The 22,057-nt window shown below is 65.7% G+C and carries 15 protein-coding genes and 1 pseudogene; 3 read left to right on the forward strand and 13 right to left on the reverse strand.

Translation table 11 applies throughout. The features are described 5' to 3' along the window. Nucleotides 1-262 precede the first annotated feature (262 nt). From MLE27_RS14410 to MLE27_RS14470, 13 genes are all read right to left on the reverse strand, one after another. Entirely contained in the window at nucleotides 263-2,230 is a 1,968-nt protein-coding gene (locus MLE27_RS14410) for a methyl-accepting chemotaxis protein (protein WP_243312791.1), read from the reverse strand. Between the two features lie 387 nt (nucleotides 2,231-2,617). Further along, complete coding sequence (locus MLE27_RS14415; protein ID WP_243312792.1) at nucleotides 2,618-3,310, reverse strand: LrgB family protein; 693 nt, start codon at nucleotides 3,308-3,310, stop codon at nucleotides 2,618-2,620. Beyond that, on the reverse strand, nucleotides 3,298-3,684 hold the full coding sequence (locus MLE27_RS14420) for a CidA/LrgA family protein (protein WP_243312793.1): 387 nt from the start codon (nucleotides 3,682-3,684) through the stop codon (nucleotides 3,298-3,300). Before MLE27_RS14420 ends, MLE27_RS14415 begins: the two co-directional genes overlap by 13 nt. A gap of 235 nt (nucleotides 3,685-3,919) precedes the next feature. Next, nucleotides 3,920-5,530: an SGNH/GDSL hydrolase family protein gene (locus MLE27_RS14425; protein ID WP_243312794.1), complete on the reverse strand. Its 1,611-nt coding sequence runs from the start codon at nucleotides 5,528-5,530 to the stop codon at nucleotides 3,920-3,922. 109 nt (nucleotides 5,531-5,639) lie between these two features. After that, entirely contained in the window at nucleotides 5,640-6,293 is a 654-nt protein-coding gene (locus tag MLE27_RS14430; protein ID WP_243312795.1) for a DUF4412 domain-containing protein, read from the reverse strand. Between the two features lie 74 nt (nucleotides 6,294-6,367). After that, nucleotides 6,368-6,724: a DsrE family protein gene (locus tag MLE27_RS14435; protein WP_243312796.1), complete on the reverse strand. Its 357-nt coding sequence runs from the start codon at nucleotides 6,722-6,724 to the stop codon at nucleotides 6,368-6,370. Between the two features lie 99 nt (nucleotides 6,725-6,823). Beyond that, complete coding sequence (locus MLE27_RS14440; RefSeq protein ID WP_243312797.1) at nucleotides 6,824-9,481, reverse strand: PAS domain S-box protein; 2,658 nt, start codon at nucleotides 9,479-9,481, stop codon at nucleotides 6,824-6,826. A 350-nt stretch (nucleotides 9,482-9,831) separates the two neighbouring features. After that, nucleotides 9,832-10,323 (reverse strand): chemotaxis protein CheW, encoded by a 492-nt coding sequence (locus MLE27_RS14445; RefSeq protein ID WP_243312798.1) that lies wholly within the window; start codon nucleotides 10,321-10,323, stop codon nucleotides 9,832-9,834. Between the two features lie 15 nt (nucleotides 10,324-10,338). Further along, on the reverse strand, nucleotides 10,339-12,372 hold the full coding sequence (locus tag MLE27_RS14450) for a methyl-accepting chemotaxis protein (protein WP_243312799.1): 2,034 nt from the start codon (nucleotides 12,370-12,372) through the stop codon (nucleotides 10,339-10,341). After that, nucleotides 12,369-13,004 carry a TetR/AcrR family transcriptional regulator gene (locus tag MLE27_RS14455; RefSeq protein ID WP_243312800.1) on the reverse strand — a complete coding sequence of 212 codons (636 nt, stop codon included), beginning with the start codon at nucleotides 13,002-13,004 and terminating at the stop codon, nucleotides 12,369-12,371. Before MLE27_RS14455 ends, MLE27_RS14450 begins: the two co-directional genes overlap by 4 nt. Nucleotides 13,005-13,272: 268 nt before the next feature. Further along, entirely contained in the window at nucleotides 13,273-14,886 is a 1,614-nt protein-coding gene (locus tag MLE27_RS14460; RefSeq protein ID WP_243312801.1) for a PAS domain S-box protein, read from the reverse strand. Nucleotides 14,887-15,091: 205 nt separating this feature from the next. After that, nucleotides 15,092-16,597 carry a sensor histidine kinase gene (locus tag MLE27_RS14465; protein WP_243312802.1) on the reverse strand — a complete coding sequence of 502 codons (1,506 nt, stop codon included), beginning with the start codon at nucleotides 16,595-16,597 and terminating at the stop codon, nucleotides 15,092-15,094. A 455-nt stretch (nucleotides 16,598-17,052) separates the two neighbouring features. Continuing rightward, nucleotides 17,053-17,478: a hypothetical protein gene (locus MLE27_RS14470; RefSeq protein ID WP_243312803.1), complete on the reverse strand. Its 426-nt coding sequence runs from the start codon at nucleotides 17,476-17,478 to the stop codon at nucleotides 17,053-17,055. A gap of 456 nt (nucleotides 17,479-17,934) precedes the next feature. On the opposite strand from MLE27_RS14470, the pseudogene MLE27_RS14475 reads away from it, so the two are divergent. The 3 genes and pseudogenes from MLE27_RS14475 to MLE27_RS14485 form a co-directional block, all read left to right on the forward strand. Then, nucleotides 17,935-18,822: pseudogene (locus MLE27_RS14475) on the forward strand (hydrogenase small subunit); the annotation flags it as partial. Nucleotides 18,823-18,918: 96 nt separating this feature from the next. After that, a complete protein-coding gene (locus tag MLE27_RS14480; protein ID WP_243312804.1) occupies nucleotides 18,919-20,676 on the forward strand; it encodes a nickel-dependent hydrogenase large subunit in 1,758 nt (585 codons plus the stop codon). 715 nt (nucleotides 20,677-21,391) lie between these two features. Then, nucleotides 21,392-22,057 (forward strand): hydrogenase small subunit (locus MLE27_RS14485; protein WP_243312805.1); only part of this gene is annotated, 666 nt, incomplete at its 3' end.

Consider the following 22,057-nt stretch of genomic DNA (forward strand, 5'->3'; position numbering starts at 1 on the left):
TCCAGGCCGAAAACCGCCCTGTTCCCGCCGCCTCGACACCCCATACGGGATTTCAAAGGGAGGAACTCCCTTTGGCGGGGTCCAGGGGCGGCGCCCCCGGCCGCCGGAGGCATCTCCCCCCCGGCTTCCTCCCCTCAGCCCGGAATCAACGCCGCCCTCATCCCGCTCATCTCCGCTCCTGATTCCACACCGCCAGCGCGGCCCCCACAGCCGTAAACACCCCGGCCAGGATCAGGCCAACCCGGCCGTGGAGCCTAGCTCCCTAGCTCCGCCCGCCCGGCAGCGCGGCTTTGCGCGCGCCTGGGGCCAGCGCGCCCGCGTGGCCCGCTCCGCCTTCGCTCTTCATCTCCTCGATGAGGCTCTTGAGCGCCTGGGCCTGGTCGGCCAGTTCCACAACAGCCGCGGCGGACTGACGCATGGCGTCGGCGGTCTCGGAGGATATCCGGCTGACGTCCTCGATGGAGTGGTTGATCTCCTCGCTGGCGGCGGACTGCTCTTCGGAGGCCGTGGCGATGGAGCGCACCTGATCCGTGGTGATGTCCACCAGCCCGACGATCTCACGCAACGCTTCACCGGACTTCCCGGCCAGCTGCGTTGCCGCGTCGATCTTGGAGACGGCCTGCTCCACGTTGCCGATGTTCTTGCGCGCACCTTCCTGGATGCCATGGACGGCGGCGTCCACTTCCTTGGTGGCGGTCATGGTTTTTTCGGCCAGCTTGCGCACCTCGTCGGCCACCACGGCGAAACCGCGTCCGGCATCCCCCGCGCGGGCGGCCTCGATGGCCGCGTTCAGGGCCAGGAGGTTGGTCTGGTCCGCGATGTCGGAGATGACGCCGAGCACCCGCCCGATGCCCTCGGCCTGCTGGCCCAGGGCCGTCATGTCGGATTTGAGGCCCAGGGCCTGCTCCTGCACCTCGCCGATGCCCCGGATCACCTGGGCGACCACGGTCGCGCCGCCCTCGGCCCTGTGTTTGGCGTTGTCGGCGGTCTCGGCAGCCTGGGAGGCGTTCCTGGCGACCTCCAGCACCGTGGCGTTCATCTGCTCCATGGCGGTGGCGGTCTCGCCCACGCGCCCGCTCTGCTGCTCCGCCCCCCGGCTCGATTGCTCGATCTGGGCCGAAAGTTCCTCGGAAGCGGAAGTGAGGATCTCCACCACGCTCTCCAGCTTGCCGGCGGCCTGAAGCATGCCTTCAGCCTTGGCCAGCTCGGCGGCGTGGCGGGCCTCGTCGGCCTCCCTGGAGGCCTGGGCCGCGCGGGCCGATTCATCACTGGCCAGGCGGCTTTTCTCGTCCGCCTCGGCGATCTTGCCCTTGAGGCTGGCGACCATGCTGCGCAGGCTGTCGGCCAACTTGCCGATCTCGTTGGTGTGGCGAAGGCCCAGCGTGCTGTCCAGGTCGCCGCCGGCCACGCCCGAGGCGTACGCCTCCAACTGCTTCAAAGGCCTGACCGCGATGCGCTCCAGGGCCAGCAGGCACACGGCTATGAGAATGGCAATGGCCCCTGCGCCAAGCAGGATCATGAAGTTGCGCTCGTGCCTGGCGGCGGACTCGATCTCCTCCTCGTCCATGGAGAAGGCCAGCACCCAGTTCCAGCCGGGCACGCGCATCCAGACGACGCTCTTTTCCGCGCCGTCCCGGACCAGCCTGGCCGCGCCCTTGGGCGAGCCCAGCAGGGTGGCCACCCCCTGCTCCGAGGCGATGTCCTTGAGCAGCATCTCCTTGTTGGGGTGGGCCACCACCACGCCCTTGGGGGAGAGGATGAACGGATGGCCGGTTTTGCCCACGCGGGTGGCCTCGATGTAGTTGGCGATCAGGCTGTCCAGCGCGTAGGACATGCCCACCCCGCCCAGCACCTTGCCGGAATCGTCCGTGATTGGGGCCGTGACGCTGACGATCAGCTTGCCCGTGGCGATGCTTTTGGTGGGGACGTTGCTGTAGGCTTCCTTCCCGGCCAGGGTCTCGCGGATGTATTCGCGGTCGGCAAGGTCGTTGGGCTTGCCCGGCTTGCCCTGGATGCTCAAGAGCGCCTGCTTGCCCTTGGCGTCGAACACGTAGAACGTGTTCACGTCCGGGGAGGCAAGGGACATGGCTCGGACCAGCTCCCGGGCCTCGGCTTCATGCTCTCCTGTCTGGAGATACTGGCGCAGCACGGCGACCTTGGATATGCCGCGCATCCTCTCCATCTGCTGCGAGCCGAAGTCCGCAGCGGAGCTGGTGAGCGTTTCAACCATCTGCTGCATTTCATGCCGTTTGGCGGAGAGGCTTCCGTCGTATATGGAAGCTGCTACGAAATAGACCAACACAGACTGGACACAAAGAACGACAACCCCGATCAAGAGGGCCATCGTCGTCCTGATGCTTCTGGTCATCATTTGCATCTCCAATGTTGTGGATGCCGCTTCATTTCACTATTATACGTCACAACTCACAACCCCGTCCATACTAGATTTCGGGGCCGTCAATATCAGTCATCGACAGCACACCGGGGACACGCCCGCTCGCCCTGCGCAACATGACCCGGGCAATGCGCCGGGGCAGCTATGGTCGGGATGTGCGGGACGGATAAGGATGCGCGGGAATACGGGCGCTTCGTTCAAACGGGCGGCGGCGCTCTCCGCTCAGGGCCCGCCCAGAATCCATACCGCAAGCGGCGCGAACACCGCAGTGAACACCCCGGCCAGGATCAGGGCCAGCCCGGCCATGGAGCCCTGCTCCTCGCCCTCTTCGAGCGCGGCGGCGGTGCCCTGCGCGTGGGACACGGTGCCCAGGGCCAGCCCCCTGGCCACGGGGTTGCGGATGCCCACGCGCCGCAGGAACACGGCCCCCACCAGCGAACCCAGGGTGCCCGTGGCCACCACGAAGGCCGTGGCCAGAGGCGGGACGCCATCGTACATGCGGGCGATCTCCACCGCGAAGGGGATGGAGACGCCCTTGGGCAGGATGGACATGACCACTTCGCGCGGGAGCCCGGAATACTTGGCGATGGCCCCGGCCGTGAGCATGGCGGTGAGCGCGCCAAGGCCCACGCTGGCCAGGATGGGCAGCGCGTAGAGCCGCAGCAGCCCGCGATGGCGGTAGAGGGGCACGGCCAGGCCCACCGTGGCCGGGCCGAGCAGGAAAGTCATGATGTCGCGGGCGGGGATGTAGTCGGCGTAGGGCATGTTCAGGCCCATGAGCACGGCGCCCACCACGGCGGCGCTGAGAACAACCACGTTGAGAAGGGGGTGGGGGCGGCGCAGGTAGAGCTTGCGCAGCAGCACGTAGGCCGCCAGCGTGAGCGCCACGAGCAGGGGGGTGGTCAGATGTCGCACGGCTTGCCCCTGCGATGCAGCCACTGGGTCAGGGCGCCGACCAGCCAGAACGGGAGCAGTGAGCTGACGACCACGGCGGTCGAAAGCTCCAGCCAGTATTCCTTGAACACCGCGCCCCAATCCATCAGGCCCACGGTGATGGGCACGAAGAAGAACACAAGGTGCCTGAGCAGAAAGTCCGCCGCGTGGGAGACGTGCTCCAGCTTGACCACGCCCAGGCAGAGCAGGGTGAACAGCGTCACCACGCCCACCACGTTGCCGGGCAGGGGCAGGCCCACGGCCTCCACGAACCAGCAACTGCCGCGATAGACGGCCCAGAGAATGGCCGCCTGCCAGGTGAACCTGAACACATTGCCGAGGGAAACGTCCTGCATGATGCGCCTCGCCCGATCAGCCTGTTGAAAATACCCGCCGGCTGCGCCGCCTTGAAGAAGTCAAACCCCACGCACTCTAAGTGCGCCTCGTCATTGACTTTTTCTTGCGCCATGCCCGCAGGTTTGTGGGACGGGCTGACAATATCGATAGCCGCTAGGGATGGCGCGCAGGGGTGGGCCTATCCGAGGCGCGCCCCGATTGCAACGCCGGAACGGCCGGAGCCCCGTCCCTCCGTCAGTATCCCATGCTCACCAGCATGCGCCCGGGGAGCTTGCCCGTGTACTTGTCGATGACCAGACCCGTGCCCTTGCCCACCACGAAGCGCAACTCGGCCCGGGTGAAGGGCTTGCCGGGCGTGTAGACGCTGTAGAAGTAGGCGTCGTCCCCGCTGCTGCTCCCGCTCCTGTCCAGCACCAGCTGCTCGGGGCCGCCGTCCAGGGTCAGATAGGCTTTCAGGCCGCCGTTTTCCTCGTCGTTGAAAACCTGGGGGTGCAGGGTCAGCTCGAAATACGTTCGGGGTTTCCGAGAGGCGACCACCAGCCCGGCCACGCCGGGCGTGTCCTCGTAGGTGGTGATCTCGGCCCTGTTCGTGGCCGCCTGGAGCCCCTGCACATGGATGCGCGCGTCCGCCGACCAGTCGCCCGCAAGCTCGCCGTCGTCCCCCTGGATGGCCAGGCCGCCATCCTTCACGGCCAGGCCAACGCGCGAGACGTGCCCGAACCCGTACCAGGGCGCGGCGGCCAGTTCCACGCCGCCCTCCGGCTTCAGGGCGATGGCCCGGGCCGCCAGGATGGCGACTACGGTGTTGCCCGCCCTGTTGGCGTGGAAATCGTAAGGGGAGTTGTAGAGCGGCACGCCATCCTGGTGGAAGGCCGCACGGAAGGCGGGCAGTAGGTCGATGGCGGCCACGCCGTCGCGGGCCAGCCGGGGGTTCAGGTAGGCGGAGGGAGCCAGCCGCTCCTGCCGGACCTGGGTCTCGTCGGGCGCCATGAGGAACAGGAAGCGCGCCCCGCTGGCCTCCACGCTGCTTCGCAGCGCCAGAAGCCCCTCGTAGTACTTGCCCCAGCGGCAGGCCAGGGTCTCCAGGCTGGCCTGGTCCAGCACCCCGGAATCCAGGGCCTTGGCCTCCTCATCGGACGGCCTGGGACAGTAGCGCCCCTCGTACCAGGGGTCGGCGGGCTTTACGGGCTGCACCCGCGCCGGAAGCATCCTGGCCTTGAACAGCTCGTAGGCCGCAGTGGTGGCGGCGGCGTAAATCCTGGACTGCTTGAGCATCTGCCTGAACGCGCTGTACGGGGCCGCCTTGGCCCGGGCCTCCCTGCGGAAGGACTCGCCGTTCATGGTCTGCACGTCGTTGTAGTAGAACTGGCAGATCACCAGGTCGGGCTTGAGCGCGCGCCCCTTCTGCTCCCAGTAGTCCAGCTCGTCCACCACGTCGAAGAAGGGCATCCCGGCGTTGACGACCTCGATCTCCCGGCCGGGATATTTGGCCCGCAGCATGGCCTCCAACTGGGCGGGGTAGGCCTCGCTGTCGTTGACCCCGACGCCGAAGGTGAAGGAGTCCCCCAGGCAGAGCACGCGCACGGCCCCGCTCCCGGCCGGAGCCAGCTCGCGCGTGGCGCGCAGCCCCTGGGAGTTGGTGGTGACCGTATAGGGCAGGCCTTTTATGAGGGTGTCCGTGAGGTGGCGGTTCGGGGCGAAATCGCCCGCGCGGTCGGGGTGGAACTCGAAGCTCACGAAGCCGGGCACCGGCGCGGCAAAGAGCCTCAGGCCGAGTTCCGCCAGCAGGAGCAGGCAAACCATCGAGAACGGAAGGTAGAGAACGTAAAACAGCGCGCGTTTCATCGGTCACCGGGGGTCATTGTTGGGCCATACCGGCCAGGCGGGGCCGCGCCCCCGGAGACCGTGCCGGTCCGGGGCGCGCGGGTTGGGGAAGCGTGATCCGGGCCGGGGCCTACTCCTGTGCGTGAGGCGCGCCCTTTCCCGCCGGGATGGCGGGCCTGGCGTCCGGCGCGGGCGCGCCCATTCCCTGGGGCGGGGCGGGCATGGTCATCCGTTGATAACCGGCGGGCACGGTGAACAGCGCGGGGGCGATGGAGCCGGGCCTGATGTTCCTGTATTCCATGGTGATGCTCCGGCCGCCTTCCCTGAGCACGGACTTGATCGGCATGCCGAGCTGCTCCGCGTACCATATCGTCATTTCGCCGCTGGCGCCGCCGGGGTTCTTCAACTCGAGGGCGCGCTTCTCGCAATCCCAGTTTTCTATGGGCTCGCGCCCGATCCTGCGCCACTTCGCCGCATCCGGCCGCCCCGAGAGCGCCAACAGCCCCAGGCGCCGGGGATCCAGGGGAAGCTCCAGGTAGGACTTGGCCGCGGTCTGAAGCATGCAGGCCTTGCCCAGCGCCGCATCGATGATGAACACCTGAAGCTCATCCTCCACAGCGGTTTCCAGTCGCATCCTGCTGCCTTTGACGTAGACCCTTCCGTCCTGCAGGAACTTTCCGTCCGCCGTCAGGAGCATGTCCGCGGCGAAGTCTCCCGCCAGGGCCGCTGTCGCGGCCGGGAAAAGCAGGGCCAGCGCCAAAGCCAGCCTCAGGATTCGGTTCATGTCACGACCTCGTGTCGGGATTTGCGCCCCGCAAACGGCCAGGCCCGGGCCTCAGTCCCGGTCGCGGGCGGCGCCTAGAAGCTGAAGACCTTGGCCTCGACGGCCAGGTCGATGAGCACCGAGGCGGTGCTGATCTCGAACCCGGCGGGCAGGTCGTCCGCGCCGATCAGGCGGGCCTCCGCGCAGGGCTTGCACACCAGGAGCTTCACGCCCTTGTCCTGGAGTTCCCTGATCTGGTCGATCATTGCGTCCCCCGTGGGGATGCGCACCTTCTCGGCCATGCCCAGGTTGGCCCAGTACACGGCCTCGTCCAGCAGGAAGACCGTCACTTCGTGCCCCTTGCCGGCGGCGACCTTGGCCAGAAACATGGCGCGCACGGCGCGGGTGGTGTCTTCGGGGCCACGTGAAAGCACGAACAGGAACTTGCTCATGGTGTCCTCGCTTTGGATGCCGGTTTCGGGGTCCAGTCAGGGTACGCGAATGCGGCGCGCAAGGCCAGCGCGGCGGGGGCGCGGTCCGCCCTCATCCCCTCACTTGAGCGGCAGCGACACCGTGAAGCGCGTGCCCTTCCCCAGCTCGGAATGGGCTTCGATGAGGCCGCGGTGGTTGGTGACCACGATGAAATAGGACACCGAAAGCCCCAGCCCCGTGCCCTCGCCCACGCCCTTGGTGGTGAAGAAGGGCTCGAACACGCGCTTGCGCACGTTCTCCGGCATGCCGGGCCCGTTGTCCTCCACCTCGATGCGCAGGAACTCCCCGTCGAGGCTGGTCCGCAGGGTGATGGTCCTGGGTTCCTCGCGCTGCGGCAGCCCGGTGAGGGCCTGGGCCGAGTTCTTGAGCAAATTGAGCACCACTTGCTCGATCTCCGTGCGCGTGCAGGGTATCAGCGGCAGATCCTGGGCGTACTGGCGCTCGATGCGTATCTTCTTGAAATCGTATTTTTTCTTGAGGTCATAGTCCGAGAGGGCGAGCTCCACGGCCTTGTCCAGCAGGGCGTTGACGTCCGCCGGGGCCCGCCTGGATTCGCTCTTGCGGCTGAACTCCAGCATGTTGGAGACGATGCGCGCGGCCCGGATGCCCGCCTCCCGGATGCCTTCGAGGAAGGAGATGATCTGGCGCTTCCGGGCGTAGGCCAGGATGGACTCCATGGTGCAGCCGCTCTCCTGCGCCGCCGCGAGGTTGGCCCTGCGCTCGGGGGAGAAGTGCGAGAGCACCACCTGCGCGCTCTGCAGGATGGCGGAGAGGGGGTTGTTGATCTCATGGGCCATGCCCGCGGCCAGCCCGCCCACGCTCATCATCTTTTCGGTCTGGATCATGAGCTCCTGCATGGTGCGGTGCTCGGTGACGTCCGTGTGCGTGCCGCTCATGCGCAGGGCCTTGCCCTGCGCGTCGTACTTGACCACCCGGGCCTGGTCCAGGATCCAGCGGTAGCTTCCGTCCTTGGCGCGCATCCTGTACTCGGCCCGGTGCATGGGCGTCCTGCCCGCCAGGTGGTCGTGGAGGGATTTCAGGGCCATCTCCCTGTCCTCGGGGTGGACCAGCTCCGTCCACTGCCCGGTGGCCGACCTGACCTCGTCCAAGGTGTAGCCCAGAATCCGGGCCCACATCTCGTTGCGGTGGACGCGGCCGGTCTCCATGTCCCAGTCCCAGAAGCCCAACTGGCTGCCGTCCAGCACGGATTCGAGTCGGTCCTCGCTTTCGCGCAGGGCCTCCACGGCGGTCTTGCGTTCGGTGATGTCCTCGTAGATGCCCACCACCCCGCTGACCCGGCCCTGGGCGTCGAGCAAGGGGAGCTTGCTCGTCTCCACCCAGATGCGCTTGCCGTCGCTTTGCATCTGCTGCTCCACGAAGTTGCGCTTGGGCTCGCCGCGCTCCATGACCAGCCTGTCGTCCGCGCGGTAGCCCTCCGTCTCCTCGGGGAGCCAGGGCAGGTCGAAGTCGGTCTTGCCCACGATCTCCGCAGGGTCTTCCAGCCCGGCGGCCAGGGCGAAGGCCTTGTTGCAGCCGAGGTAGACGCTGTTCCTGTCCTTCCAGAAGATTGACTGGGGCACGGAGTTCAGGATGGTTTCGAGCACCTGGCGGTTTTCGCGCAGTGCCTCCTCGGCGCGCTTGCGCTCCGTGACGTCCAGCCCCACGCTGATGAAGCCTTGGAATTCCCCGTCCGCGCCAAAGAAGGGCCTGTTGTTCCAGGCCACGATCAGACGGCTGCCGTCCTTGCGCATGTTCTCGTTCTCGGACGCGGACTCCAGTCCGGGGGACGCCAGGATGTTTTCGATCCTGGCACCGAGATTCTCCCCGGCCATATCCGTCCGGGGCACAATCGTATCCAGGACGTGCCGGCCCAGAACCTCCTCGGGCTTGTACCCGAAGACCTCGCTGGCGTATTCGTTGAATTCCAGGATGCGCCCGCCCTTGTCGATCTTGAGGATCATGCTCCGGGCGTTCTCCACCAGCTCGCGGTAGCGCAGTTCGCTGGCCTGGGCCTCCTGCCTGGCGTCGTGCATGCGCTGGTAGCTCTCGCGCAGGCTGGCGCGCATGGCGTTGAGCGCGTCCGACAGGATGTCGATCTCGTCGCCGCTCCAGGGTTTGTCCAGGTCCAGGGGGCGGCCCAGGTCCTCGATGCCGGTGCTCTGCAGGAAGGCCGCCGCGTCGGCTAGGTGCCTGCTCACCTGCTGCTGGAAGCGCCTGAAGATGAACAAGGCCACCAGGAAGATCATGAGCGCGTAGAGCAGGCTCATTTTCAGCGTTCGCTCCACGATCTCGCGCGCGGCCCCCTCGCGGGAGGCCTGCACCGTGAGCGTGCCCACGGGCACCCGCCGCTGGCTCCCGGTGTAGACCAGGGCGATCTCCCGTGTGATCGCGCCCTTCTGGGCCTTCTGCCCCAGCTCCATGACGGTCTCGTCGTCGCTGGTCACGCCGACATAGCTTACGAAGCGCTGGGACTGAATGCCCTCGAGCTGGGCGGCAAGCTGGTGTTTGTCGAACTCCCAGAGCGCCGTGGAGAGGGATTTGCCGTAGCGTTGGCCAATGGCCTCCAGGCTCTTTTCTATGCCCGAGACGGCCTGGGTGTACTCCATGGCCAACTGGGCCAGGCTGAACACGGCCAGCAGGGCCAGGCTGAACACCAGCACCTGGCGCAGCAGGCGCTTGCCGATGCGGCTTTCCGGCGTGTCGCTGTGGAAATTCATCGGCTTACGGCTCCGTGCGCCGGGGTATGGGCACACGCGCCCGGGATGCCGTGGGCGGCAGGAAACTGGGTGGAATACGGACGAAGCATGACAGTCTCCCCAAGCCAGATAGCGCGCGGAGGCGCGGCAGCCGGGAATATGTACGCCGCCGCCCGCCGGGGCACAAGCCCCCTGCGGGGGCTGATGGACGCCCCCTCGGCTGGGGCTCGCATCGCGCGCCGCCGGCATGGGCGCGCCGGGCGAAAATGCCGGCCACCCGGCCCCGCGCCGCCGCGCCTTTACAGATTTCCAGACGCGGCGCGGCATGCGGGGCCGGGTGGGGCCGGCCTCATTTCATTCGCTGGGCGGCGTCAGGCGGCCGCCTCCGGCTCCGCGCCCGCTCCGGCGAGCTGGAGCAGCTCCTCCTCCGAGAACACCTTGTCGATGTCCAGAAGGATGATGAAGCTCTCCCCGTGCTTGCCGATGCCCTTGATGAAATCGGCCTTGATGGAGGTGCCGATCCTGGGCGCGGGCTCGATGTTCTCCGGTTCGATGTCCATGACTTCCTTGACCGAGTCGGACAGCGCTCCGAGCACGGTGGATTCCCCTTCGAGCTCCACCTCGACGATGATGATGCAGGTGTTCACCGTGCGCTCGGTCGCGGGCATGCCGAACTTGAGGCGCACGTCCACCACGGGCACGGCGCGGCCCCGCAGGTTGATGACTCCCCGGATGTACTCAGGGGTGCGCGGCACCTTGGTGATGGACGAGTACTCCAGCACCTCGCGCACCGAGGCGATCTCCAGCGCGAACACTTCCTCGCCCAGGGTGAAGGTCAGGTATTGGTTGTTGGCGTCGCTCACTTCGGGCTCCTGGGGCTAGAATTTCTCGAAGTCGTCGTCATGGCCTTCGGCGCCCATGTCCAGCACCACGCCCCTGCCTGCGGGCTTGGCCCTTCTGGCCTGGGTCTGCGCCGCAGGGCGCTGCGCCGCCTGGGGCAGGGCCTTCGGGGCCGAACGGCGGCCGGTCTGCCCGTCCTTGAGCTTGAAATAGCTCACGGTGGCCAGCAACTGCTCGGCCTGGCTGGAGAGCTCTTCGGAGGTGGAGGCCATCTCCTCCGAGGCGGAGGCGTTCTGCTGGATCACCTGGTCGAGCTGCTGCACGGCCCTGTTCACCTGATCCGCACCGGCGTTCTGCTCGCGGGAGGAGGCGGAGATCTCCTGCACCAGCTCGGCCGTCTTCTTGATGTCGGGCACGATGGCCCCGAGCATCTGCCCGGCCTTTTCGGCCACCGCCACCGACTCGGACGACAGCGAGGATATCTCGGCCGCGGCGTGGCCCGAGCGCTCGGCCAGCTTGCGCACCTCGGCCGCGACCACCGCGAAGCCCTTGCCGTGCTCGCCCGCGCGGGCGGCCTCGATGGCGGCGTTGAGCGCCAGGAGGTTGGTCTGGCGGGCGATCTCCTCGATGATGGAGATCTTCTCCGCGATCTGCTTCATGGCGCCCACGGTCTGGGTCACAGCCTGTCCGCCCTCCTCGGCGTCCTTGGCGGCCTTGAGGGCCATGGCCTCGGTCTGCACGGAGTTGTCGGCGTTCTGCTGGATGTTGGAGGCCATCTCCTCCATGGAGGAGGAGACCTCCTCCACGCTGGCGGCCTGCTCGGACGCGCCCTGGGAGAGCGATTCCGACGTGGCGGCCAGTTCCTGTGCGCCGGAGGCCACGTTGTTGGTGCCCTCGACCACCTCGCCCATGACCTCGCTCAGGCGCTGGACCATGGTGCGCAGGGCGTCGGCCAGCACGCCGATTTCGTCCTTCTGGTTCACGTCGAGGGTCTGGGTCAGGTCGCCCTGAGCCATCTTCTGGGCGAAGTTCACGCCTTCGATGACCGGCCTGGTGATGCCCCTGGTGATGACAATGGACACCACGATGCCCAGGATCAGGGCCACGGCCAGGCCGACGACCATGACTGTGGAGGCGCGGGAGAGGCTGTGCGAGGCCTCGGCGGTGAGCTCCTCGGTGATCTTCACGCCGTAGGTGGAGGTCTCCTCGGCGGCCTTGAGCACCTCGGCGGCGGCGGCGTTGCGCTTGGCGCCCAAATCCTCCAACGTCTTGTAGTTTTTGAGGAAACCAAGCATGGCCTCCTTGTACGCCTCGGCGGCTTTGGCGGTTTCATTCAAGGCCTGGGTGGCCACGGGCAGATGCGTCAACGGGCGGAGGGCGTTGATCTTGGCGGTGATCTGGTCGAAATTAGACATCGCCGCCGTTATCAGTTTCTGGTCGCGCAAGGCTTGGCCCTTGAAGTTGGCCACCCGGACGCCGTTGCCAAGCTCAATCACCTCATTGATGAGGGTGATCTTCTTCAGGCGTTCCGACGCTTCCAGGCTGGCGACGGCCCCCTTGGCTGCCGCTTCCGCAAGTGAAGAGTTCTGGCTTTCAAGATAAACGCCGGCGTTTTTCATGAAGGTCTGGGCTGCCTGGTCCATCTGCTTCCGGGTCTCGTCAATGGCCTTGTCTTGAGCGAACGTCTGCTCCGCAAGAGCCTTGTACTCCGCCAGCTTGGCAGTTGCCTTTGCTGCATTGTCCTTGAGATGCACCAGGTTGGGATACTTCTGGGCAAGGTCACGAGCTTGCTGCAGGGATTTCTCGACTGCACCCAGGCCTTCGGATGCCGCGCGCCAGTAGGTTTCTTCGCCCGTGAACGCAAAGCTTCGCATGGCCATCATGGTGTTGAGCGAGTTGCGCTCCACCTGGTTGGCGACGGCCACCTCGGGAGCAATCTCCTGGGCCAGCCGATCCGCCAGGGAGCCCACCGAGAGCATGTTCATCATGGCCATGCCGCCCAGGGAGCAGGCGATGAGCAGGAGAATGCCGAAGCCCAAGCCGATTTTCATCCCCAGTTTCAGATTCTTCACCGTACAGCCTCCTGATTGGATTGTTCGCCTTGCGAATGCCGCGACTGGCCCCGGAGGGAGCCCGTAAGCCTGTATGTCAGGAGCTCCTTGAGCTCCCGGGCGAGTTCGCCCTTGTCGGTTTCCTGGCTGAACGAACGGCACACGCCCAGCAGCATGGACCAGAGGATGAACTCCAGGGCATCCTCCGAGATGGCGTTGAAGACTCCGTCCTCCACCCCCTGGCGCACCCTGGACAGCGCCAGCCCCACGAGCTGGTTCTTGAGGACCACAAGCTCCGTCTGGGGAAACCTGGTGAGGTTCAGGCGCATGAATGGGTTGCACTTGGCCAGGAACACCGCGCTGTCGCTGTTTTCCCCGGCAAAGGCGAAAAGGCTGTCGATGAAGGCGTGCACGGCCTCCAGGTGGGTCATATCCGGGCGCATGGCCTTAAGCGCGTCGCGGTGCAGACGCGAGAGGATCATCCTGGTGACGATGAAAAGCAGATTATCCTTGGACTTGAAGTGGTAAATGATCAGCCCGGAGGAGACCTTGGCGCTCTTGGCCACCTCCAGCAGGGAAACGCCGCCCACCCCCCTCTCGGCGAAGAGCGAGGTGGCCGCCGCAAGAATGGACTCGACCGTATCCTTTACCATGCTGGCTCCTGACTGAATGCTCATTCAGTCAAGCTTTTCAACCGCCGTGTCAACGCCAATTATCGAGCCGCAGGAACATGCCCGCGGAACATGCTGAAAGCGTGAAGAATAATTAAATCCCTACCGCGTTACTCCAATGCGGAAGCGTCCTGAGAGGATGGTTGTGGAAAGGGAGTGACGGCCGGAACCCGGAAATATGAAGGCCCCAGTGGGCATCCGCTGAACAAGCATTCAGCCAGATGGCGCGCCGGCGGGGCGCTGCCCTTCATTACCTGGAGGCTGGTTCCCTCGGCTCGGAGGAGACAGGAAGGCGGATGAGAAAACGCGCGCCCTTGCCCGGTTCGGAGTCCACCTCGATAGTGCCCCGATGGTTGCTGGTGATGATGAAGTAGGAGACGGAGAGCCCAAGCCCGGTGCCTTCGCCCACGGGTTTGGTGGTGTAGAACGGCTCGAAGGCCTTGCGCCGGGTGGTTTCGTCCATGCCCGGCCCGTTGTCCTCCAGTTCGATGCGCACCCAGTCGCCCGCGCCGCGGGTGCGCAGGGTGATCCTGGGCGAGGGCGCGCCAGCCAGGGCGTGGGCGGAGTTGCCCAGGATGTTCATGAACACCTGCTGGATCTTCGACTTGGAGCACAGCACCTTGGGCAGCCCTGGGGCGTAGTCCCGCTCGATGGCCAGCTTGCGGAAATCGTACTTCTTCTTCAGGCTGTAGTCCGTGGAGCAGAGCGCCACCGAGCTGTCCAGCAGGTCGTTGATGTCCGCCCAGTCATAGACCGCGTCACTCTTGCGGCTGAACTCCAGCATGCTGTTCACGATCCTCGCGGCCCTGGTGCCGGCCTCGTGGATGCTCTCCAGGAAGCGGAAGATGTCGCGCGCCTGCATGAAACGGCCGATGGACTCCCACGGGCACCCGGCCTCCCGCGCGGCCAGGTGGTTCTGGGCCGAATCCTCCGTGAGGCGGCGCCGGATGACCTGCACGTTCTGCAGGATGCCCCCCAGGGGGTTGTTGATCTCGTGGGCCATGCCCGCGGCCAGCCCTCCCACGCTCATCATCTTTTCGGACTGGATCAGGGCCTCCTGCATCTCCCGGCGCTCCGAGATGTCGCGGGCGATGCCCATGAAGTGGGGCTCCTTGTCGAGATCCAGCACGGCGACCCTGACCTCGACCGGGTAGACCGTGCCGTCCTTGCGCCTGTGCGTCGTCTGGAAGATGCCGCCGCCCGCGTGGGACATGTCCTCCAGGGATGGAATCTCGGGCTGGCGCTGGTACTCCGGGTCCACGTCGCCGATGTGCAGGCCCAGCAATTCCTCCCGGGTGTAGCCGGTCTGCTCCAGGGCGCAGGCGTTCACATCCACGAGCCTGCCGCCGCGGTCGGAGACGTAGATGGCGTCCCCGGCGCTCTCTATGAGCAGGCGGTAGCGGCCTTCGCTCTCGCGCAGGGCCTGCTCGGTGCGTTTGCGCTCTGTGATGATGTCGAACACGGCCACGAAGTAGCCGGGTTGGGGGCAGAACACCGCCAGGGAGAACCAACTCTCAAGGGATTCGAGATAGTATTCGAAGCGCTCCGGCGCGCCGCCGCGAGCCACGCGGTCGTAGATGGAGAAAAGGCCGGGGTCGCGCTCCCTGATGCCGGGGATGACCTCCGACACGGCCCGGCCCGTCACGTTCTCGAGCCCGGTCAGAGTGGCGAAGGCCGGGTTGACGTCCACATAGACAAAATCAGAGGGGATATCACCCTCGTACACCATCTTGCAGTAGGCAACCCCCTGCACCATGGTGTCGAAGAAAAGACGAAGCTGCTCATGGTTCAGGCGGCCGAGGCTCCCGGTTTCGGTCTGGGGCTGGCCGGGAGTGCGCCGGGGGTCGGGGTTGGGCGTGTCCATGGGCTCTCTGGTACGGCGATTTCGGGCCACATTGTCCCGAAACTCCGGGTTTGGCAATCACCGCACGCGATCCGACGCGCTGATCGCGGCAGGCCGGCCGCCCGCAGGGCAAGAGCATGCCGGGCAGGCTGTTTTCTGCCCGGGCCGGAATGGCGCGGTCCCGCCCGGCCCGCATCGGACGCCATCCGGCGCGGGGCCGCGTGGTTCAACGGGCGGGGCGGCCTTCCGCCGGAACGGGCAGGGTGACCTCGACAGTCGTCCCTTCGGCCTCGCTGCTGCTGAACCCGATGGTCCCGCCGTGGGCCACGGCCACCAATCGGGCGCTGTACGTGCCGAGCCCGGTGCCCTGGGACTTGCCGCTGGTGACGTACTTCTCGAAAAAACGCTCGCGCACGGCCTCGGGCACGGTGCCTATGTTGTGGATGCGCATGAAGGCCCCCCCAGGCCCAGCCCCCCAGGACACGGCGACCTCTCCGCCCTCGGGCGAGGCTTCGACCGCGTTCCTGACCAGGTTGGAGAGCATGTCCGCCACGAGGAACTCCTCCCCGCGGATCATCACGGACTCCGGCGGGGCGTTCCTGACCAGGCGGCAGCCCTTGCGGGAGAACAGCGGGGCCAGCGTTTCCGACAACCTTTCCACCACGGCCCCCAGCTCGAACCAGGTGGCTCGGAGGACGTAGTCCCCCTTCTCCATGCGGCAGATCTTCTCGGACGAGTCCACGATGTCCATGACGTGCCGCACGGCCCGCACCAGATCGGGGAAGAGTTGCAGCGAACGTTCGGATACGCCTCTGGCCACGACCAATTCGGCCAAGCTCAGCAGGCCGCATAGGGGGGTCTTGATGTCGTGGCGGATAATGCGCTCAACGTCCTCCCGGAACTGCTCGAACTGCTTGAGCTCCGTGATGTCCTTGATGTTGCCGTAGACGCGCGCGACCCTGCCCCCTGAACGCCAGGCCTCCGCCGTGGCGCGCACCCACCGGCGGCGGCCGTCCCCCGTGGTGATGGGCAATTCCAAGTCGAACGGGGTTCCATCGGCGATCAGGATTTCAAACGCATTCTCCAGGGAGGGCTTCCAGGCTGCGTCCACGAAATCGAAATTGCGCTTGTAATCGCCCTGGTCGTACACGGCGCTGTCCACGCCGAAGATGTTGTAGAGCTCCCTGGTCCAGGTGATCTCCCCGGTGAGCAGATCGAACTCCCAGCCGCCCACCTGGGCGAGCCTCTCGGTCTGGTTGAGCAGGGCCTCGCTGCGGGCCAGGACCTCCTGAGTCAGACGAAGAGTGTCCTCGGCCTGGCGCCTCTGGGTGATGTCGTTGCCGTAGATGTAGAGCGCGTCCCCCGCTTCCGCGCGGACCACGTGGAAGGCGTACCACCTGCCCCCGAACCCCGCCTCGACGCACAGCGGCGCCCACTCGCCCCGGCGCTCCAGCACCGCGGCCTCAAGCCCGGGAAGGACATCGAAGACGGACGCGCCAAGAGCCCCCTGCCCCAGTACGCGCTTCGCCGCAGGGTTGAGGCGCTGGATGCCGCCGTCCATTCCGGCACGCAGCACGGGGGAGGGATTGTTCAGTACGAATTCGGCCAGTTGGGCCAACCTGGCCCGGTCTCTCGAACCCGCCCGGCAGCGCGCCGCGCAGGCCGCCAGCCTGGCGCGCGTCCTCGCCAGGTCTGTCGATAGCTGCTCGGTGGTTCTGCGACTGTCCCGCATGTGGTCTCCGGATGGGTTAACCCAGGGGGGGCTCATCCTCTTATTATACCACGAGGCTCGGAAAATGCCAGCGACAGATACCCTACCGCCACGGTCATGATGCGCCTCCCCCGACATGGGGCGGCATCCCCGCCGGGGCGGACGGGCCGTCAATCCTTCGTCAGCGGGGGCTCGTTGTCAGCCCGGGAGGGGTTTGCCCCCCGCTGCGGAAAGAAAAATCATCTTTTCTACCAAAATAGGTGGGATTCGTCACGGAATATACACGCAGACAGACCGTCAAAATCCGGAGAGGCACGGTTTGAGGCCTCCTGGCCCGGCGTTCGACGCACATCGCGCAAGCACCGGAAAACATGGTCAATCACGGGGTGGAAGCCTCAAAGCTCCACAATTTTGCCCTCACGGCTTGTTGACGCGCCTCCACGAATTGGAGGTTCCTGGGCCCCAGGATCGCGCAGCTATCGCGCGACTAGGAATAAATCCTTTTTAATATCGAGGTAGTCGGCATTCTTCTCATCAGTTGGCACGGCGAATGCTCTTAGGGAGGCAAGCAAAGCCGCTAGAGCAGGAGGGCCGGAGCAGTACGCCGCCGGTCCGGAATGCCGGAACCCCACTGCCGGGCGGGCGGCCACGAAACAACAGGCGAGGAAATCATGGACATCACCACCAGCAGGAACAGCAGCCGCACCGTCGGCAAGACGGATCCGGGCCAGGGCCGCCTCCGGGCGATCCGGCCGGGCTCCGCTCCGTGCGCCGCTGCCTGTGGTCCATGCGGACACCTCGCCGCGCAGGAGCTGCTCGCCAGCCTGGAAATGCCCGAAACCGGCCCCGTGCGGCAGGTTGGGCGCATCAATTCCCCGCTTCCGGGCTGTCATCTTGTTCATGTCGCGGCGCCCCGAAAGCACGATGCATGCCAAGCCCCTGTCCCTGGTTTTCATTCGTCCCCGAGTGTCGAATCCGGGCTGGCTTTGCGTTTTATCCATCATGAACCCGCAGTTACAAGGAATTCATACTCCCTTTTTTTAGTTCCTTCACCGTAACCAGTCCGATAGGAAGCGGCCGTAAGCTTGTTTCAGCTTGGCAACGCTCCCTATACTGTGATATGTCTTTCGGTTTGCCTTTCGCACAGATTTTGGAGCCCTTATGTGGCCTGAGAGTAGTAACAATTCCTAGGGCCAAGCAGCTTCAAGCTAATATTCGTCTGGAACATTGATACGTTGACGAGCCGCTCCAGCCCGGATTGGTCCGGGGCCTGGACGGAAGAAACAAATCTTTGAACGGGCGCTGAATCAAACCGGGCTGGCCTCCGCAAAGAAGCGCGCCACCCACGAGGAGTCGCAATGAAAAACCGCAACGTGCCTTCCGCCAAAGACATCCCTTGTCCTCCGGGAGTATCCCGGCGCTCCTTCCTGAAGTTCTGCTCGGCCGTGGCCGTCACCATCGGCCTTGGCCCCACGGGCATGGCCGAAGTGGCCAGGGCGCTCACCGGGCCCAAGCCCATCGTGGTGTGGCTGAACTTCAGCGAATGCACAGGCTGCACGGAATCGCTGCTGCGCATGTCCAACCCCACGCCTGACAGCCTGATTCTGGACACGATATCCCTTGAGTACCACGAGACCCTGATGGCCGCCGCAGGCCTGGCCGCCACCGGCCACCTGAGCGACGTGGTCAACGCCAACGCGGGCCAGTTCTTCGCCATCGTGGAAGGCTCCATCCCCACGGCCAACAACGGCGCCTACGGCACCATCGGCGGCGAGACCATGCTCTCCATCGCCCAGCGCGTGCTGCCCAAGGCCAAGGCCGTCATCGCCTACGGCACCTGCTCCTCCTACGGCGGGCTGGCCGCGGCCGCTCCCAACCCCACCGGGGCCAAGGGCGTGGGCGACCTGGGCATCCTGGGCAGCGTCCCCCTCATCAACGTGCCCGGCTGCTCGCCCAACCCCTACAACCTGGCCGGCGTGCTCACCACCTACCTGCTCAAGGGCACCCTCCCGGCGCTGGACGCCTACAAGCGCCCCACCTTCGCCTTCGGCAGGACCGTGCACAGCCAGTGCCCCCGCCCCCACGGCTGCCTCGAGGACTACAGGTGCAGGGGCAAGGTCACCTACAACAACTGCCCCACCGCCAAGTTCAACAGCGGCACCTCCTGGGACATCCAGGCCGTCCACCACTGCATCGGCTGCTCCAACCCGGGCTTCTGGGACGCCAACACTTCGTTCTACAGCAGCAGTTTCGGCACCCAGTTCGCTTCGAGCAACCACAGCAAGATCCAGGCTGTTGCCGCCGGCGGCGATTAATCCGATCTTCTCAGGGAGTTAACCAATATGGCTACAACCACCACCACTTCCACTGGCAGTTCGTTGCTCGGCGGCATCACCTCCACCACAACCGCCGCCGCGACGACCACGACCACGGCCACGACCGCCGCCACGGTTGCGGCCCCCGGGACCATCACCCTCGATCCCATCAGCCGCATCGAGGGCCACCTGCGCATCGACGCCAAGGTCGGCACCGCCGGCACCGTCGATTCGGCCTGGGCTTCGGCCACCCTGTTCAGGGGCATCGAAATGATCCTTGCCGGGCGCGACCCCCGCGACGCGCCCCTGATAACCCAGCGGCTGTGCGGCGTGTGCACCTACATTCACCTGCAGGCCTCCACCACCGCCATCGAAAACGCCATGAAGCTGACCGTGCCCGCCAACGCGCAGATCGTTCGCAATCTGCTGCAGGGCACCCAGTTCCTGCACGACCACATCGTGCACTTCTACCATCTGCACGCCCTGGACTGGGTGGACGTGACCAAGGCCCTCACGGCCAACCCCACGACCGCCGCGGCCCTAGCCCTGCAGATCTCGCCCTCGGCCCCGACCATCGACTTCGTGGCCGTGCAGACCAAGCTGAAAAACCTGGTCAACTCCGGGCAGCTCGGCCCCTTCTCCAACGGCTACTGGGGCCACCCGGCCATGAAGCTCTCGCCGGAAGCCAACCTGGTGTTCGTGGCCCACTACCTCCAGGCCCTGGCCCAGCAGGCCAACACCGCCAAGATGATGGCCCTGTTCGGCGGCAAGAACCCGCACCCCCACGTCACCATCCCCGGCGGCGTGACCAGCGGCAACGAGTTGGCCGTGGCGGCGAACATCACCAACTTCACCACTCAGCTCACCGCCACCAACGACTTCATCAAGAACTTCTACATTCCTGATGTGGTCTACCTGGCCAAGCAGTACCCCGAGTGGGCCAAGATCGGCGGCTTCCCCAACCTGCTGGCCTTCGGCGAGTTCCCCACGGACAAGTACGGCTCCGGCAACAACTTCATGCCCGGCGGCGTCATCATGAACAAGGCCGTCACCAGCGTGGCCGCCGTGAACACCGCCTCCATCACCGAGGACGTCTCCCGCGCCTGGTACGCCAAGTCCAGCCCGCTCAACCCGGCCTCGGGCGTGACCTCCCCGAGCTACACCGGCTACAACCAGTCGGCCCAGTACTCCTGGCTGAAGGCCCCCCGCTACCAGGGCAAGCCCATGGAAGTCGGCCCCCTGGCCCGCGTGATGGTGGCCTACGGCAAGAACCACGCCCAGATCAAACCCGCGGTCGACTCCCTGCTCAAGACCCTGGGCCTGACCATCAACGACATGTTCTCCGTCCTCGGGCGCACCGCGGCCCGGGCCATCGAGACCCAGGTCATCGGCACCGCCATGGTGGGCTGGCTCAACACCCTGAAGAGCAACATCAGCGCCAAGAACCTCTCCACCTACGCCAGCAACACCGTTCCGGCCAACGCCTCCGGCGTGGGCCTGGGCGAGGCTCCGCGCGGCGCGGTGGGCCACTGGCTCTCCACCGACGGTTCCTCCAGGATCAAGAACTACCAGATGGTGGTGCCATCGGCCTGGAACTTCGGCCCCCGCGACGCCCAGGGCGTGCCCAGCGCGGTGGAGGCGTCCATGGTGGGCCTGCCCATCGCTGACTCCACCAAACCGCTGGAGATCCTGCGCCTCGTGCACTCCTTCGACCCCTGCATCGCCTGCGGCGTGCACCTGATCGACGCTGAAGGCAAGGCCGAGACGCTGGTCACCGTCCCTTAGGGCGAATCAACCACAGTCGTGTAACCGGGGCCCCCGCCTGGGGGCCCCATTTGTTTCCCGACGCTTCGAAGGGGCCGACGCCCGCATCAAGATGCGGCGACTCCATCCCCCCCGGAATGTAAGGGATGTTCATCATTCACTTGCATGAGTGCAGCCCGGGCCAGCCCCGGAAGGGACATGCCCCCTCCGCAGGCGGCGGAGCCCCCCAGGATGGGCAGGGCGACCCGGAAATCAAGTCTGACAGCCGCTTCCCGACTCCATGGCGCGAGCGGAGTGCCCCAGCCGGACAGGGCGGAAACGGTCGGAGCGGGAACTTTTCCGGCAGTGATTGGCCGAAACATGCCAAAAACAGAAATGAACCGGCTATTACAAGGAATTAATACTATTAGTTTTTTATTCCTGGCTGAGAATTTTTTCGCTAGATCTCGAGTGCAGGCCGATTTTGCCCTGGCTACGGCCCTGGATTTGTGGCAAATAGAGAAATTTTCGCAAAGGCTCAAATTTGTCGTGTGTGAGCCCTTCCCTCCTCACAAATCCGGAATTATTATTAGCGCCGACTTTCACCAATGAAATAACCGCTTGGAGTTCGGCGTGGTGATCGTCCTCCTCTCCGGAAAGATCCGGACCCACGGGGGACCCTGATTCGAAACGGACAGAGCACTGGAATGGGTCGAACCCTGTTCACGCGATAACGGTCCACCTACGAGGAGTACTCATGAACGCACGCACATCGACCTCCGCCAAAGACATCCCCTGCCCTCCGGGAGTATCCCGGCGCTCCTTCCTGAAGTTCTGCACGGCCGTGGCCGTCACCATCGGGCTCGGCCCCACGGGCATGGCCGAAGTGGCCAGGGCGCTCACCGGGCCCAAGCCCATCGTGGTCTGGCTGAACTTCAGCGAATGCACGGGCTGCACGGAATCGCTGCTGCGCATGTCCAACCCCACGCCCGACAGCCTGATTCTGGACACCATATCTCTTGAATACCACGAGACCCTGATGGCCGCCGCAGGCCTGGCCGCCACCGGCCACCTGAGCGACGTGGTCAACGCCAACGCGGGCCAGTTCTTCGCCATCGTGGAAGGCTCCATCCCCACGGCCAACAACGGCGCCTACGGCACCATCGGCGGCGAGACCATGCTCTCCATCGCCCAGCGCGTGCTGCCCAAGGCCAAGGCCGTCATCGCCTACGGCACCTGCTCCTCCTACGGCGGGCTGGCCGCGGCCGCTCCCAACCCCACCGGGGCCAAGGGCGTGGGCGACCTGGGCATCCTGGGCAGCGTCCCCCTCATCAACGTGCCCGGCTGCTCGCCCAACCCCTACAACCTGGCCGGCGTGCTCACCACCTACCTGCTCAAGGGCACCCTCCCGGCGCTGGACGCC

Source organism: Fundidesulfovibrio agrisoli (genome assembly GCF_022808715.1).
GTDB lineage: Bacteria > Desulfobacterota > Desulfovibrionia > Desulfovibrionales > Desulfovibrionaceae > Fundidesulfovibrio > Fundidesulfovibrio agrisoli.